The sequence below is a fragment of the Bradyrhizobium iriomotense genome, from assembly GCF_030160715.1.
Taxonomy (GTDB): Bacteria; Pseudomonadota; Alphaproteobacteria; order Rhizobiales; family Xanthobacteraceae; genus Bradyrhizobium; species Bradyrhizobium iriomotense.
In genome coordinates this window covers 148,313-163,852 of the sequence record NZ_BSOW01000002.1, presented here as the reverse complement: position 1 = coordinate 163,852, position 15,540 = coordinate 148,313, and the positions used below count along the sequence as shown (strand labels likewise).

Sequence of the window (15,540 nt, the reverse complement as noted above, 5' to 3'; positions counted from 1 at the left end):
AAAAAGTTTCAGGAGAGCAGCCATGTCCGTCGCCCTTCCAACCCCCGCCCAACTTCGCGCGGTCGCCGACCAGTGCGGCCTGTCACTGACCGAGGAGGACGTGGCTTCGTTCCGCGGCCTGATGCAGGGCTCGATCGATGCCTACAATCTCGTCGCCGCGATGCCGGACGAGGTGCCGCCGGTGAAATATCCGCGCACGCCCGGCTACCGGCCCTCGGCGGAGGAAAACCCGCGCAACGCCTGGTACCGCAAGTCGGTCGTGAAGGGCGCGGCGTCGGGCAAGCTCAAGGGTAAGACGGTCGCGCTGAAGGACAACATCATGCTGGCCGGCGTGCCCATGACCAATGGCTCGTCGACGCTGGAAGGCTATGTCCCCGACTTCGACGCCACCATCGTCACGCGCATGCTGGATGCTGGCGCCGAGATCGCCGGCAAGGTGCATTGCGAGCACTTCTGCCTGTCCGGCGGCAGCCACACCGGCTCCTACGGGCCGGTGCACAATCCGCACAAGATGGGTTATTCGGCGGGCGGCTCCTCGTCGGGCTCGGGCGTCGTGGTCGCGCTCGGCGAGGTCGACATGGCGATCGGCGGCGACCAGGGTGGCTCGATCCGCATGCCGTCCTCGTTCTGCGGCATCTATGGCATGAAGCCGACCTGGGGCCTCGTGCCCTATACCGGCATTATGCCGATCGAGATTTTTGTCGACCACACCGGTCCGATGACGGCGACGGTTGCCGACAACGCGTTGCTGCTCGAGGTGATCGCCGGCGACGATGGCTACGATCCCCGCATCAAGTCGCCCAAGGTCGACGAGTACACCAAGGCGCTCGGCGCCGGCGTCAAGGGCATGAAGATCGGCATCCTGAGGGAAGGCTTTGAGCAGCCGACTGCGGAAGCTGCCGTCAACGAAAGCGTGCGCGAGGCGGCGAAACGCTTCAAGGATCTCGGCGCCTCGGTCGAGACGGTGTCGATCCCGATGCACCTGATGGGCGGCGCGATCTGGACCCCGATCGGCACCGAAGGCCTGACCCAGACCATGATGTTCGGTGACGGCTACGGCCTCAGCCGCGGCGACCTCTATTCGACATCGCTGATGGATTTCCATCGCGGCTGGCGCCGCCAGGCGGATTCGCTGTCCGAGACCACCAAGCTGTTCATGATGCTCGGCACCTACATCAACAACAATTTCGGTCCGCGCTTCTACGGCAAGGCGCTGAACATCTCGCGGCGGCTCACCGCGGCCTACGACAAGGCGTTTGGGGATTACGATCTGTTGCTGATGCCGACCACGCCGATGAAGGCGACGAAGCTGCCGGAGCCGACCGCAAGCCGCGAGGAGTATGTCGCCCGCGCGCTCGAGATGATCTCCAACACCGCGCCGTTCGACATCACCCACCACCCTGCGATGTCGCTGCCCTGTGGCATGGTCGACGGCCTGCCGGTCGGGTTGATGCTGGTCGGCCGTCACTTCGAGGAAACGACGATCTACCGCGCCGCGCACGCGTTCGAGCAGATCGGCGACTGGAAGAAGATGTGAGGCGAGACGTAATGCTGGCTGGGTGGATCGCAACGTATGGCTAACGCATTCGTCGCGGCGTTCGAAATCCTGAGCTTTGGCGCGATCATCGTCCTGATCGTGCTGGGGCTCGGGATCATCGCCAGCATGATGGGCATCTTCAACTTCGCGCAAGGCGAGTTCGTCCTGCTCGGGGCCTACATCACCTATCTCGCCTACAGCCACGGCCTGCCGATCTGGGCCGGTATGGTCGCCGCGCCCTTCGCGGTCGGCGCGCTCGGCTTCGTGCTGGAGGGGCTGATCATCCGCCGCTTCTACGCCGCGCCGATCGTCGCCATGCTCGGCACCTATGCGCTCGGCCTGATCATCCGCGAATCCGTGCGCGGGCTGATCGGCGGCTTCTATCTGACCGTGCCCGAGCCGATCGGCGGCTCGATCGACATCGGCACCGTGCACATCTCGACCTGGCGCTTCATCATCATCGTGATCACGCTCTTGGTGATGGGCGCCTGCTATCTCCTGCTGTCGCGCACGAGCTTTGGGTTGCGCGTGCGCGCGACGCTGGAGAACCCGGCGCTGGCGCGGGCCTCCGGCATCTCGACGCCGCTGATCTACGGCGCCACCTTTGCCTTCGGTGCGGCGCTCGCGGGCCTTGCCGGCGCGCTGATCGTGCCGGTGTTCAGCCTGTTCGCCGATCTCGGCATCCGCTTCCTGATCCAGGGCTTCGTCGCCGTCATGGTCGGTGGCGTCGGATCGTTCATCGGTCCGGTCGCGGGCGCCGGTGTGATCGGGACGCTCAGCGCCGCGCTGCCCTGGGTCATGGCGCCCGTCATTGCCGACGTCCTCGTCTTCGTCCTTGCAATTGCCTTCATCAAATTCCGGCCGCAAGGCCTCATCGCTGGAAAAGGGGTTTAGTCATGTTCGATCGCGTCAATCTCACCCGCCGCCGCTTTCTTTCCAACCTCGCCTTTGCCTCCGGCGCGATCGCAACCGGTGTCGGAAGCTGGGTGATCCGGCCCGACTGGGCCAACGCCGCGGAAGGCCCGATCAAGGTCGGGATCGCGACCGACCTCACCGGACCCATCGCCTATGCCGGCAATGCCGACGCCAACGTCGCCAAAATGGTGATCAAGGAGATCAACAATTCCGGCGGCCTGCTCGGCCGTCCGCTCGAGCTCTACATCGAAGATACCGCCTCGAACGAATCCGTGGCCGTCGGCAACGTGCGCAAGCTGATCCAGCGCGATAAGGTCGACATGGTGCTGGGCGGCATCACCTCGTCGATGCGCAACGCGATCAAGGACCCGATCGTGGCGCGCGGCAAGACGCTCTACATTTATCCGCAGCTCTACGAGGGCAAGGAGTGCACGCCGTATCTGTTCTGCACCGGACCGACGCCGGCGCAGCAGTGCGACGAGTTCATTCCCTGGCTGATCAAGAACGGCGGCAAGAAGTTCGCGCTGCCGAGCGCCAACTATGTCTGGCCGCATACGCTCAACGTCTACGCCCGCAAGGTGATCGAATCCAACGGCGGCGAGGTCGTGTTCGAGGAATACTACCCGCTCGACCAGATCGACTTCTCGGCGACCGTCAACCGCATCATCTCCAACAAGGTCGACGTCGTCTTTAATACCGTCATCCCGCCCGGCGTCGGCCCATTCTTCAAGCAGCTCTATGAAGCGGGCTTCCTCAAGAACGGCGGGCGGCTTGCCTGCGTCTACTATGACGAGAACACGCTCAACATCAACCAGGCGAACGAGATCGAGGGCCTCGCGAGCTGCCTCGATTATTTCAAGGTGCTGACCAAGGAGGATCCGGTCAACGCAAAGATCCAGGCGGCCTATGAGAAGGATTTCCCCGGCAACTTCCTGTTCGCCGCCGGTAGCGCCGCGACCGGCACCTATCGCGGCCTGAAGCTGTGGGAAGCCGCCGTCAAGGAGGCCGGCAAGATCGACCGCGAGTCGGTCGCCGCGGCGCTCGACCACGCCAAGATCGCGGAAGGTCCGGGCGGGCCGGCCGAGATGGTGCCGGGCCAGCGCCACTGCAAGATGAAGATGTACACGGCGGTCGCCAAGGGCGGCAATTACGAGATCGTCGGCCGCAGCGACGGGCTCGTCGATCCCAAAGAGTGCTGAGCAGGATCCTGAGACGGAATGCTGAAGTCGATGAGTGTGGTAAGAGAAGCCATCGATGCCGATGTCGGCGACGAACCGGACGGTGCGATGGCTGAGAGCGAAGCGCGGCAGGCCGCCTCCGGGCGAAAGGTCCTGCCGATCGTCGAAGGCCTGGTGTTGCTCGCGGCGCTGATCGCGCCGCTCGTGCTCCAGGACTATCTCACGGTGTTCGCGACCCGCGTCATCATCCTGGCGCTGTTCGCGCTGTCGTTCGACCTCGTCTGGGGCTATGCCGGCATCATGAGCTTCGGCCAGGCCTTGTTCTTCGGCTCGGCCGGCTATGGCGTGGCACTGCTCGCGCGTGATCTCGACATCACCAACATCTTCCTGGTGCTCCCTGCGGGCACGATCATCGGCCTCACCTTCGCGCTCCTGCTCGGCGGCTTCCTGCTGCTCGGCCGGCACCCGTCGAGCGTGATCTTCGTTGCGCTCGGTACGCTCACCGGTTCCTATGCCGCCGACCGCCTCGCGCGCGGCTGGTATTATCTCGGCGGCCAGAACGGCATCCCCTCGATCTCGCCGATGACGCTCGGCGGTTACGAATTCTCGGAAGGGCCGGTCTTCTATTATCTCACGCTCGGCATTCTCGTCGTCGTCTATCTGTTGTGCCGTTTCCTGGTGCGCTCGCAATTCGGCCTGGCGCTCGCAGGGCTTCGCGAGAACGAGCAGCGCATCGCCTTCTTCGGCTACAAGGCGCAGCATCTCAAGGCGATCGTGTTCGCGGTCGGGGGCACCATCGCCGGTCTTGCCGGCAGCCTCTATGCCTTCCACGAGGGGTTCGTCTGGCCCAACATGGTCGGCGTCGTCGTCTCCACCCAGGTCGTGCTCTACGTGCTGTTCGGCGGCTCCGGCACGCTGATCGGCGCGGTCATCGGCACCGTCATCATCGAAGGCGTCAGCTTCTGGCTGTCGGACAATTATCGCGACATCTGGCCGATCATTCTGGGCGTGCTGCTGCTGCTCGTCATTCTGTTCCGCCCGCTGGGCCTGATCAGCTTCGTACTCGCTGAGCGCGAGCGCGTCGGCAGCTTTGGTGCGAAACCCAAGGAGAACGAAAAGGAGAAGCGCAATGCCGCTTCTTGAGGCCGCCGGCATCACAAAAATCTTCGGCAAGCTCACCGCGCTCGACGGCGCCGCGCTCACCGTCGGCGAGAACGAGTTTCACGGCCTGATCGGGCCGAACGGCTCGGGCAAGAGCACGCTGATGAAATGCATCGCGGGCGCCGAGGTGCCGACCCAAGGCAAGGTCTCTTTCGTCAACGCCGACATCACCGCCTTCACGCCGACCGAGCGCGCCCGCGCAGGCATGAGCCTGAAATTCCAGATCACATCCGTGCTGCCGACGCTCACGCTCTACGACAACATTCTGCTCGCGCTGCAGGCGCAGTCCTCGCTGTTCGATCTCGTGTTCTCGCGCACGCGCGGGTTCCTGCACGACCAGGTCATGACGATGCTGACCCAGTTCCGTCTCGCCGACCGCGCCTTCGATGCCGCCGCGACGCTGTCGCACGGCCAGCAGCAATGGCTGGAGATCGCAATGGCGCTGGCGGGCAAGCCGCGGCTGTTGCTGCTCGACGAGCCGACCGGCGGCATGAGCCTCGAGGAACGCCGCGTCACCGGCGAGCTTTTGCAGCCAATCAAAAATCACTGTTCGCTTGTTATCGTCGAACATGACCTCGACTTCATCCGCGACATCTGCGACCGCCTCACCGTGCTCGACCAGGGCAAGGTGCTGGCATCGGGCACGGTGTCCGAGATCCAGGCCAACAAGTCCGTCCAGGAGATTTATCTGCGCCGTGCCTGAGCAAGAATTTCTCGACATCAGACATCTCGACGCCGGCTACGGCCGCAGCCAGGTGCTGTTCGACGTCAGCCTCGGCATACCCTGGCGCGGAGGCGTCGCCGTGTTGGGGCGCAACGGTGCCGGCAAGACCACGTTGATGAAGACCATCGTCGGCGAACTGCCGGCGTGGAAGGGCGAGGTCGCCTTCGACGGCCGCGACATCAGCCGCCGCGCTACCCAGGAGCGGGTGCGCGCCGGCATCGGCTACGTGCCGCAGGAGCATTCGGTGTTCGCCCGCCTGTCGGTGCGCGACAATCTCGCCGTCGGCTCGCTCGCAGCCAAGGACTCCAGCGCCGTCGATCGCGTGCTGACGATCTTCCCAAAACTCGGCGAGCGCCTCGACCAGCCCGCCGGCACGCTCTCCGGCGGCGAGCGCAAGATGCTCGCCATCGGCCGCGCCATGCTCGGCGATCCAAAGCTGCTGCTGCTGGACGAGCCGACCGAGGGCGTCTGGATCGGCGTCATCGAGGAGATCACCGAGCGCCTGATCGAGCTCGCCAAGCAGATCGCGGTGATCATCGTCGAGCAGCACCTCGACCTCGCGCTCCGCGTCGCCGACTACGCCTACGTCCTCGACCGCGGAAGGGTCGCGCTGCAGGGCGCGGCGGGGGATGTGAGGGGGAATCCGGAGCTGCTGCGGTATCTGGCGCCGTAGCTCTGATCGAAGACGGCTCGATGCTTTAACCTACCGCGGTCGTCGCCCGGCTTGACCGGGCCACCCAATACGCCGTGGCCTCTCCGGATCCTCGCGCTGTCTCTGGAATACTGGATTCCCCGCTTTCGCGGGGAATGACGGCTGAGTGTGTTGCTGGCCGCGACGAAGACGTCGCCTACTTCACCGCCCCGAACCGGCTGTCGAACGAGTTCGACGACATCACCGGTGCCGCGCCGGCAAGCTGCGCGTCCTTGTTGCCGGCAGCAGCTGCGCTATCCGACACCGACGGCTTCAGCGGCGGGCGTGATGCGGCAACGCGGGTGTCGGCCGGCTTCGGATCGGCGGGCTTGGCGGCTGCGACCGGCTTGGCCGTTTCCTTGGGTGCGTCCTTCGCGTCCTTGCTCGCGTCGCGGCCGGGCACGAACCGGGTCACCGCGGCCTTCAGCCTGGACGCTGCCGTTGGCGGGGTTGCCGAAGTGGTGGCCGGCGGCGGCGATGTGGTCGCTGTGGTGTCGGCGGAGCCCATGCCCATCTTGCGGGCGAGGCCCGAGAAGAAGCCACCGCCTTCGGATTTCTCGACCGGAGCAGCTGATGCGACGCGGGTGTTGCTGGCCTGCGCGGGGGCGGCGACGACCGGCTCACTCTGCGGTGCTGCAGCGGCAGGCTCGAGGTTCGGCTTTGGCGGGTTGACGGTGCCGGGGATCGTGCCGGGCGCCTTCGACATCGCTAACATCTGAAGCGTGTTGCCTTCGGCGCCCTCGGACAGGCCCGTCGAGCCTTCCGGAATCTTGGCGGCGAACACCTTGTTCATGCCGCCGTCGATGCCGGTGTTCATGCGCGCGACCGCAATGCCCTTGGCGACGAGCTTGTTGTATTCCGCCTCGTCTTTTTCCTGCTTCTCGCGCACGGCCTGCGCAACGTCCTCGGGGATCACATAGGCCGGGCACTTGGCGGAAGCGTCGAACACGGGATCGCGCTTGGCATCCGGCGTCTTGGCGGCGTCGAAGACGTATTTCTTTTCGCAGAAATCGACCTTCGGCTCCTGCCGCGTCACCTCGAAATGATCATTGCCTTCCTTGATCATCTTCCAGAAGGCCATGTTCGGATTGTTGCGGTGCTTGGCCATGTTCACCGGCGTCATCTTGAAAGGATACGCCTGGAACTGGAACGCTTTCTGGCCGCCGAAAAAGGACTCGCGCCCGAGCGAATAGATTTCCGCGATCTGCTCATCCGTCATCGCGTAGCAGCCGCGCGACGAGCAATCGCCATGCACCATCAGCTGCGAGCCGGACCGGCCGAGCGCGCGGTCGAACGCGTTCGGATAGCCGGTGTTGAAGGAGAGGTAATAGGCCGACTGCGGATTCATCTGGCTGGGGTTGATCGAATAGAAGCCCTCGGGCGCCTGGCGGTCGCCTTCGCGCACCTTCGGGCCGAGATCACCGGACCAGCGGCAGATCGGATAGGTTTTGAGCAGTGCGAACTGGCCGGAGCGGGTCTGCTTCCAGACCTCGAGCTCGGCCTCCTGCTTGAACAGGCGGACCAGGATCGGCGATTGCAGATCCATGTCCTTCTCGGTCATCGCGGCGAGAAGCTTTGGCGAGACGGGCTGGTTGGCCTTGGCGTTGGTCGCGAGCGAGACCTGGTCGGTGTCGCAGCCAGCCAGCATCACGCTGGCGACAAGCGCAACCGACGTCAAAAGCGCGCGTGCAAGCGAGCTAGAAATCAAGACGGACCCCACACTCACCGGGCAAGTCAGCGAAAACCCCAAGTCTTGGAGCGTGGCCTGACCGGCGATCCGGACCCGCGGCGAGCGGGCTTTTTGCAGACCAAACCCCAGCGCTTATGCCCTGAAGCCATTGATTAAAATCTTACCCTCTGGGCCAAACCGTCGCAACCCAGGCGCGGATCACGAGGGCGTTGCCCCATAGGGATGGTCAACAAAGACTAAATCAGGGCGTAGCGGCCCAATTACGGCCGGGATCGCCGATTCGGGCCAAAAAAGGGTTAATGGGGGTTTACCGGGGGCTTTGCGACTCGTGCGCCGGACGCGACGCAGCACGTAGTGGTGCGTCGCAGAGCCGGGGCCCATTCTTGACTGGTGTGTGAGGCTGGGTCCCGGCTCTGCGCAGCATCGCTCCGCGCTGCAGCGCGTCCGGGACACGAAGGGGTCAATTCATCCCAGTTTGCGGCCGATTTCGAGGAATTTCTGCCGGCGCTGCTTGCGGATGGCGTCGGCGTCCAGATTGCGCAGCTCGACGAAGGCCTGCTCGATCGCGTCGCCCGTGGTGGCGATCATGGCGGCGGGGTCGCGATGGGCGCCGCCGACCGGCTCCTTCAAAATGCTGTCGATGACGCCGAAGCGCAGCATGTCCTGGGCGGTGATCTTCATGCTGTTGGCGGCTTCCTGGGCCTTGGTGCCGTCACGCCAGAGGATCGAGGAGGCGGCCTCCGGCGAGATCACGCTGTAGATCGCATGCTCCAGCATCAAGACGCGGTTCGCCGTGGTGATCGCGATCGCGCCGCCCGACATGCCCTCGCCGGTGATGATCGCGACGTTCGGCACGCCCAGCGACAGGCAGGCGTCCGTCGAGCGCGCGATGGCCTCGGCCTGTCCGCGCTCTTCGGCGCCGATGCCGGGATAGGCACCGGCCGAATCGGCGAGCGACAGCACGGGCAGGCCAAACCGCTCGGCCATCTCCATCAGCCGCACCGCCTTGCGATAGCCTTCGGGCCGCGCCATGCCAAAATTGTGCTTGATGCGGCTCTCGGTGGAATCGCCCTTTTCCTGGCCCATCACGCAGATGGCTTCGCCGCGGAAGCGGCCGAAGCCCGCCACCAGCGCCTCGTCCTCGCCGAACTTGCGGTCGCCGGCGAGCGGGGTGAATTCGGTGACCAGGCCCTTGATGAAATCGGAGAAGTGCGGCCGCTGCGGATGGCGGGCGACCAGCGTCTTCTGCCACGGCGTCAAATTCGCATACAGGTCGGCGAGCGCCTGCGCCGCCTTGTCCTCGATCTTGTCGACCTCCTCGGCGATGTCGGTGCCGGAAGCCGAGAGCGCGCGCAATTCGTCGAGCTTGGAATCGAGCTCGGCGACGGGCTTTTCGAAGTCGAGATAGCTGCGCATGAGGTCTGGCATCGGTTCAATATAAGGAGGACAGGGCGTGGAGGCGAAACGGATTTGAGGTTGCGGGTAGAAGTGTAGCTTCTTCAATGAGTTGGCTTGTGCGCACCGACGCAGCGCGCCAAATCACGGGCAGGAGACGGCTCTTTCTGCGGAGAAACGGCCGAAGTCAAGGCGGATGGTTGTTTAGCGGGTCGTCCCGGCCTTCGCCGGGACGACGATTGGGAGAGGGCCGAGCAAAGCAAATCGCAGCGCGCTATCCCATCTACGACGCAAACACCTACTTCTCCGCCAGCGGGTGCAGGTCGCGCACCAGGCTCTTCAGCCGCTCCTCCACGACGTGAGTGTAGATCTGCGTCGTCGAGATGTCGGTGTGGCCGAGCAGGGTCTGCACGATGCGCAAATCGGCGCCGTTGTGCAGGAGGTGGCTGGCGAAGGCGTGGCGCAGCACGTGCGGGGAAACGAGCCGCGCTTGAAGCCCGGAGGCGACCGCGAGCTCCTTCAGGTCGCGGGCAAAATGCTGCCGCGTCAGGTGGCCGCTTTCGCCGAAGGAAGGAAACAACCATTTCGAAACCGAGATGCTGCCTTTCTTGCTCGACTTGCCGTCACCCTTGGTGTCGCCTTTGGCGGCGTCCGTCGCCACGAGATAATCCGCCATCGCCTGACGCGCGGCCTCGTTGAGCGGCACCAGCCGCTCTTTGTTGCCCTTGCCGCGCACCACGATCATGCGCGCGTCGCGCTTTGCCGCCGTGCGCGGCAGCGACACCAGCTCGGAGACGCGCAGGCCGGTGGCGTAGAGCACTTCCAACAGGCAGTAGAGCCGCAGGCTGCGCAGCCGCTGCGAGGGCGATGCATCAGCCGCCTCGCTCAGCTCCTTGGCGCGCCTCAGCATGCGATCGACGTCCGCGATCGACAGCACCTTTGGCAGGCCGCGGCCGCGCTTTGGCCCCGACAGGATCGCGGCGGGATCGTCGCTGCGGATCCGCTCGTTGAGCAGGAAGCGAAACAGGTGCCGCATAGCCGAGAGGCGGCGCGCGACGCTTGAGGACTTGAAGCCGCGCGTGTCGAGATCGGCGAGATAGTCGCGCAAGCCTTGCGTGTCCGCGCCGATGAAATCCTGGCCCTTGTGGCCGAGAAAGTCGGAGAAATCGGTGAGGTCGCGCCGGTAGGCGTCGAGCGTGTTGGGGCCGGCGCCCTGTTCCGCCGCGAGCATATCGAGGAACAGGCTGGTCAGTTGGGTATCGGAGGGCTTTGCTGACATGCCCTGCAGGCTAGCCGCTATTTCTTGAGAAATTTGTCAGGCGGGATGGTGACCGACATTTCCCGCGGCTTTGGATTGACGAAATTGGCCAGCGCGAAGATCACGCCATAGACGATGCCGGCAAGCACGGCGACGACCGTCAGGAAGCGGAACAGGCTGGGCATCGGGCGAGGTCTCGGTAGGGGTCTCGTCGGGACGAATTAACCAATGAAATCATCCAACATGTTCGCCGTTTCGTGGCAAGAGTCTCTGGCGAGGGCCCGTTGGGGGTCGTATAGGTGGCCCAACATGCCGCCTTTGGCGGCAAATTGAGCGAGATCCATGTCCGACGCCGCCATGCCAGCCGCAAGCTCGCCCGAGCCCGACATCCTGTCGGCGCTTGCGGGCCGCTCGATCGTGCTGGTCGGCATGATGGGGGTCGGCAAATCCACCATCGGCCGGCGCCTCGCGGCCCGGCTCAAGCTGCCCTTCGTCGATGCCGACACCGAGATCGAGGCGGCCGCCGGCATGACCATACCGGAAATTTTCGAGCGCCACGGCGAGCCTTATTTTCGCGACGGCGAGATGCGGGTGATCGCGCGCCTCCTGGATGGTGGGCCGCTGGTGCTTGCGACCGGCGGCGGCGCCTTCATGCGCGAGGAGACGCGGGCGCGCATTGCGGCCAAGGCGGTCTCGATCTGGCTCAGGGCCGATCATGACGTCATCATGCGGCGGGTGCGCCGCCGCGCCGATCGCCCGCTGCTGCAAACCGCCGATCCCGAGGGGACGGTGACCCGGCTGCTCAGCGAGCGTGAGCCGATCTACCAGAACGCCGACCTCACGATCTCCTCACGCGACGTGCCGCATGACCGGATCGTGGAGGAGTGCCTCGAGACGCTGCGCCACCATCTTTGCGGCGACCCACCTGACGATGTAGCGAGTGCCGCCAGATGACCGCGCCGTTGAAACATTCAGATCCCGTTATCGTCGACGTCGCGCTCGGCGAGCGCGCCTACGACATCGTCATCGGCCGCGACGTGCTGGCTTCGGTCGGCGCGCGGATCGCGGCCTTGCGCCCCGGCGTGCGCACCGCTGTTGTGACCGATCGCACCGTCGCCAAACATTGGCTGGAGCCGACCGAAGCCTCGCTCGCGTCCGCTGGCATCCCGACCTCGCGCATCGTCGTCGAGGAAGGCGAGATCTCCAAGACCTATGCCGGGCTCGAAAAAGTCAGCGAGGCGCTGATCGCGGCAAAGATCGAGCGCAACGATCTCGTCATCGCGCTCGGCGGCGGCGTGGTCGGCGATCTCGCCGGCTTTGCGGCCGCGATCCTGCGCCGTGGCGTCGATTTCGTTCAGGTGCCGACCTCGCTGCTGGCGCAGGTCGATTCCTCCGTCGGCGGCAAGACCGGCATCAACTCGCCGCAGGGCAAGAATCTGCTCGGCGCCTTCCACCAGCCGGTGCTGGTGATTGCCGACACCGCCGTGCTCGATACGCTGTCGCCGCGGCAGTTCCGCGCCGGCTATGCCGAGGTCGCCAAATATGGCGTGCTCGGCGACGAGGCCTTCTTCGCCTGGCTGGAGAAGAACCATTCCGACATCTTCAAGGGCGGCTCGGCGCGCGAGCATGCGATTGCGACCTCCTGCCGCGCCAAGGCGGGCGTCGTCTCGCGCGACGAGCGCGAGACCGGCGAGCGCGCGCTGCTCAATCTCGGCCACACTTTTGGTCACGCGCTGGAAGCCGCCACCGGCTTCTCCGACCGGCTGTTCCACGGCGAGGGCGTGTCCATCGGCATGGTGCTGGCAGCGGAGTTTTCCGCAAAGCTTGGCATGATCGGTGCGACGGACGCGGCGCGGGTTGAACGTCACCTTGCGGAAGCAGGGCTGCCGACGCGGCTCCAGGACATTGCCGGCTTCGCGCAGGAAGGGCTTGCCGACGCCGACGCGCTGCTGGCGCTGATGGCGCAGGACAAGAAGGTCAAGCGCGGCAAGCTCACCTTCATCCTGCTCGAAGCCGTCGGGCGCGCTGTGATCGCCAAGGACGTCGAGCCACAGCTGGTACGCGACTTCCTCAACGACAAGCTCGCGCGCAAGGCGTGATGGGCGACTGACATCGGCGGTTGGGTCATGGACTGGCTCGGATTCTCCATCGTCGTCTTCTGCCTGCTGGTCTCGGCGTTCTTCGCCGCGAGCGAGACCGCGCTGACCGGCGCCTCGCGCGCCAGCATGCTGCGGCTATCCAGGCAGGGTCATCACGAGGCCGACGTCGTATCGCGCTTGCTCGACATGCGCGAGCGGCTGATCGGCGCGCTGCTGCTCGGCAACAACATCGCCAACATCGGCGCGTCGGCGATCGCGACCGGCATCTTCACCAATTGGTTCGGCGAGGTCGGCGTGCTCTACGCGACCGGCGTGATGACCGCACTGGTCGTGATCTTCGCCGAAGTCCTGCCCAAGACCATCGCCATCAACGCGCCCGACCGCGTTGCGCTCGCCGTGGCGCGGCCGATGCGGCTGACGATGTACGTGCTCGGGCCGTTGCTGACGGTGGTGGAAGTCATCGTCCGCCTGTTGATGCGGCTGTTTGGCCTCGCCGGCGAGCACCAGGCGATCCTGTCGCCGACCGAGCGCCTGCGTGGCGCGGTCGACCTCTTGCACCACGAGGGCAAGGTCGAAAAGCAGGACCGCGACATGCTCGGCGGCCTGCTGGACCTGCGCGAGCTCCAGGTCTCGGACGTCATGATCCATCGCACCGAGATGATGATGATCAACGCCGACCTGCCGCCGGAGGATCTGGTGCGCGAGGTGCTGGCGACCGAATACACCCGCATTCCGCTGTGGCGCGACAAGCCCGAAAACATCATCGGCGTGTTGCACGCCAAGGACCTGTTGCGCGCCATTCGCGCCTCCGAAGGCGATACCTCGCGCATCGACGCCTCGACCATCGCGCTGCCGCCCTGGTTCGTGCCGGAGATGCGGCCGGTCTCCGAGCAGCTCAAAGCCTTCCGCCGCCGCAAGACCCATTTCGCGCTCGTCGTCGACGAGTACGGCGAAGTTGAAGGTCTTGTGACGCTGGAAGACATTTTGGAGGAGATCGTCGGCGATATCTCCGACGAGCACGACGTGGTCGTCGCGGGCGTGCGCGCCCAGCCCGACGGTTCGGTCGTCGTCGACGGCTCGGTGCCGATCCGCGATCTCAACCGCGCCATGGACTGGCGCCTGCCTGACGAAGAGGCAACCACGGTTGCCGGCCTCGTCATTCACGAGGCGCGCTCGATCCCGGACCGTGGCCAGAGCTTCACCTTCCACGGCTTCCGCTTCCGCGTGCTGCGCCGCGAGCGCAACCGCATCACCGCACTCCGTATTTCACCGGTGCCGCGCGAGGCGGAAGTGGAGGAAGCCAAGCCGCGGCGGGCCGGGACGTCGTTTTGAGCCTCTCGCTCTCCTCTCGATCCTCATGGTGAGGAGGCGCGCAAGCGCCGTCTCGAACCATGAAAGCCGGGACGCTGCAGCGGGGCCTTCATCCTTCGAGACGCGCGCAAGGGCGCGCTCCTCAGGATGAGGGAAATCGCCTGATTTGTTGCTCGAATTGACGGGTTACGTCCCGCCTTCCCCCGGCGCCTGCGCGTGTATCGCGAGGGCGTGCACGCCGCCCGAGAGTTCCGCGGCCAGCGTCGAATTAATCATGCGGTGGCGCTCGACCCGGCTCTTCCCTTTGAAGGCGTTCGACACGATATAAACCCGGAAATGCGTCTCGCCGCCCGCGCGGTGGCCGGCGTGGCCTTCATGCAAATGTGATTCATCGACCACTTGCAGGCTGTCCGGCGAGAAAGCTTCGCGCAACTTGTTGCTGATAGTGTCTTGGGTAGCCATGTCGTTGCCTGTCATGTGAGCCATTAAGTCGCGCGATTTCGTTGCGTCAATGCATAGGCCGCCTTTGGCGGCCGTTCTTGAGAACGCCGACACGAAGTTTCGGCTACGAGTTCTACGCCATTCGCAATGTCAAGACTTGAAGGTTTTTGCATTGCGTAGTCAAAGTCAGTCATGCCGATCGATTCATCAAAATTCTTCGACTCCATCCGCGTCAAGCCGCGAGGCAAACAGCCGGAAGCGAAGCCGCGCGAAACCGTGGTCGCCTGCGAATGGACGGGCTGCCAGAACAAGGGCAGCCATCGCGCGCCGAAGGGCCGCGAAAATTCCCGCGAGTACTGGCACTTCTGCCTCGATCACGTGCGCGAGTACAACCAGAATTACAATTTCTTCTCCGGCATGAATGCCGACGCGGTTGCGCGCTACCAGAAGGATGCGCTCACCGGCCACCGTCCGACCTGGAAGATGGGCGCCAATGGCGGCGTCAAGAAGGGGGCGGAAGCCGAGATCGATGGCGCCTTCGATCCGTTCAGCATGTTCAGCGAGATCAACGGCCGCGCCAACTGGCGGCGCGGGCCGGAGGCCCAGCCGAAGGCTGAAACGCGCAAGGTGATGAACGCCGAGCGCAAGGCGCTCCAGGTGATGGGGCTCGGCCCCAGCGCCACGCTCGCCGACGTCAAGACCAAGTACAAGGCGCTGGTGAAGCAGCACCACCCCGACGCCAACGGCGGCGACCGCTCCACCGAAGACCGCCTGATCGAGATCATCAAGGCGTATAATTACCTGAAGACGGTGGTGAAGGAGGCGTAGGCCTCCTGCACCGTAGGTCCTGCCAAACTCTCCCGTGTTGTCCCGGACAAGCGCAGCGAAGCGGAGCGCCGATCCGGGACCCATAGCCACAGGGAGAGGTTTGGCGAAGACTCGTAGTGAACGGGTCTTTCCCGCGGTACAGACACCTGCGCTTACCGAAGTATCACACGGTATGGGTCCCGGCCTTCGCCGGCACGACACTTGAATATTTGGCAAGGCCGCACCACAAACTCAGGCCTGCAGCCCGGATGGAGCGCAACCGTAATCTGGGTCTTTCTCGCAGCTCGCAACGGCTCTCCCGGATCATGCTTC

Annotated in this window: 15 protein-coding genes; 10 read left to right on the top strand and 5 right to left on the bottom strand. The window is 64.8% G+C overall.

What is annotated here, in order from left to right; genetic code table 11:
- Positions 1-22 precede the first annotated feature (22 nt).
- Genes QQL28_RS03075 through QQL28_RS03050 form a run of 6 tightly spaced genes read left to right on the top strand, consistent with a single transcriptional unit; the run spans position 23 to position 6,188 of the window.
- The gene (locus QQL28_RS03075) at positions 23-1,537 is read left to right on the top strand and encodes an amidase (protein ID WP_284260892.1); all 1,515 of its coding nucleotides are present in this window, start codon (positions 23-25) and stop codon (positions 1,535-1,537) included.
- A gap of 36 nt (positions 1,538-1,573) precedes the next feature.
- The gene (locus tag QQL28_RS03070) at positions 1,574-2,431 is read left to right on the top strand and encodes a branched-chain amino acid ABC transporter permease (RefSeq protein ID WP_284260890.1); all 858 of its coding nucleotides are present in this window, start codon (positions 1,574-1,576) and stop codon (positions 2,429-2,431) included.
- A gap of 2 nt (positions 2,432-2,433) precedes the next feature.
- A complete protein-coding gene (locus QQL28_RS03065; protein ID WP_284260887.1) occupies positions 2,434-3,651 on the top strand; it encodes a substrate-binding protein in 1,218 nt (405 codons plus the stop codon).
- Positions 3,652-3,669: 18 nt separating this feature from the next.
- Positions 3,670-4,773 carry a branched-chain amino acid ABC transporter permease gene (locus QQL28_RS03060; protein ID WP_284260885.1) on the top strand — a complete coding sequence of 368 codons (1,104 nt, stop codon included), beginning with the start codon at positions 3,670-3,672 and terminating at the stop codon, positions 4,771-4,773.
- Positions 4,760-5,494, top strand: coding sequence for an ABC transporter ATP-binding protein (locus QQL28_RS03055; protein WP_284260883.1), 735 nt, complete (start codon positions 4,760-4,762; stop codon positions 5,492-5,494). The genes QQL28_RS03060 and QQL28_RS03055 overlap by 14 nt, the downstream gene beginning before the upstream one ends.
- A complete protein-coding gene (locus QQL28_RS03050) occupies positions 5,487-6,188 on the top strand; it encodes an ABC transporter ATP-binding protein (RefSeq protein WP_284260881.1) in 702 nt (233 codons plus the stop codon). The genes QQL28_RS03055 and QQL28_RS03050 overlap by 8 nt, the downstream gene beginning before the upstream one ends.
- Positions 6,189-6,363: 175 nt before the next feature.
- Here the strand turns inward: QQL28_RS03050 and QQL28_RS03045 are convergent, their stop codons facing one another.
- The 4 genes from QQL28_RS03045 to QQL28_RS03030 all read right to left on the bottom strand — a co-directional run bounded on the left by QQL28_RS03045 (position 6,364) and on the right by QQL28_RS03030 (position 10,734).
- Positions 6,364-7,914: a L,D-transpeptidase family protein gene (locus QQL28_RS03045; protein WP_284260879.1), complete on the bottom strand. Its 1,551-nt coding sequence runs from the start codon at positions 7,912-7,914 to the stop codon at positions 6,364-6,366.
- A 447-nt stretch (positions 7,915-8,361) separates the two neighbouring features.
- A complete protein-coding gene (locus QQL28_RS03040; RefSeq protein ID WP_284260876.1) occupies positions 8,362-9,324 on the bottom strand; it encodes an acetyl-CoA carboxylase carboxyltransferase subunit alpha in 963 nt (320 codons plus the stop codon).
- Between the two features lie 265 nt (positions 9,325-9,589).
- Complete coding sequence (gene xerD / locus QQL28_RS03035; protein ID WP_284260873.1) at positions 9,590-10,570, bottom strand: site-specific tyrosine recombinase XerD; 981 nt, start codon at positions 10,568-10,570, stop codon at positions 9,590-9,592.
- A 17-nt stretch (positions 10,571-10,587) separates the two neighbouring features.
- Complete coding sequence (locus QQL28_RS03030) at positions 10,588-10,734, bottom strand: histidine kinase (RefSeq protein WP_284260870.1); 147 nt, start codon at positions 10,732-10,734, stop codon at positions 10,588-10,590.
- Positions 10,735-10,891: 157 nt separating this feature from the next.
- Here QQL28_RS03030 and QQL28_RS03025 point away from each other — a divergent pair, with 157 nt between their 5' ends.
- Genes QQL28_RS03025 through QQL28_RS03015 form a run of 3 tightly spaced genes read left to right on the top strand, consistent with a single transcriptional unit; the run spans position 10,892 to position 13,980 of the window.
- A complete protein-coding gene (locus tag QQL28_RS03025; RefSeq protein ID WP_284260867.1) occupies positions 10,892-11,503 on the top strand; it encodes a shikimate kinase in 612 nt (203 codons plus the stop codon).
- Complete coding sequence (aroB, locus tag QQL28_RS03020; protein WP_284260865.1) at positions 11,500-12,648, top strand: 3-dehydroquinate synthase; 1,149 nt, start codon at positions 11,500-11,502, stop codon at positions 12,646-12,648. The genes QQL28_RS03025 and aroB overlap by 4 nt, the downstream gene beginning before the upstream one ends.
- Before the next feature lie 27 nt (positions 12,649-12,675).
- Positions 12,676-13,980, top strand: coding sequence for an HlyC/CorC family transporter (locus tag QQL28_RS03015; RefSeq protein WP_284260863.1), 1,305 nt, complete (start codon positions 12,676-12,678; stop codon positions 13,978-13,980).
- A 165-nt stretch (positions 13,981-14,145) separates the two neighbouring features.
- Here the strand turns inward: QQL28_RS03015 and QQL28_RS03010 are convergent, their stop codons facing one another.
- On the bottom strand, positions 14,146-14,421 hold the full coding sequence (locus QQL28_RS03010) for a BolA family protein (protein ID WP_284260856.1): 276 nt from the start codon (positions 14,419-14,421) through the stop codon (positions 14,146-14,148).
- A 171-nt stretch (positions 14,422-14,592) separates the two neighbouring features.
- Here QQL28_RS03010 and QQL28_RS03005 point away from each other — a divergent pair, with 171 nt between their 5' ends.
- Positions 14,593-15,228: a J domain-containing protein gene (locus QQL28_RS03005; protein ID WP_284260854.1), complete on the top strand. Its 636-nt coding sequence runs from the start codon at positions 14,593-14,595 to the stop codon at positions 15,226-15,228.
- Positions 15,229-15,540: the final 312 nt, after the last annotated feature.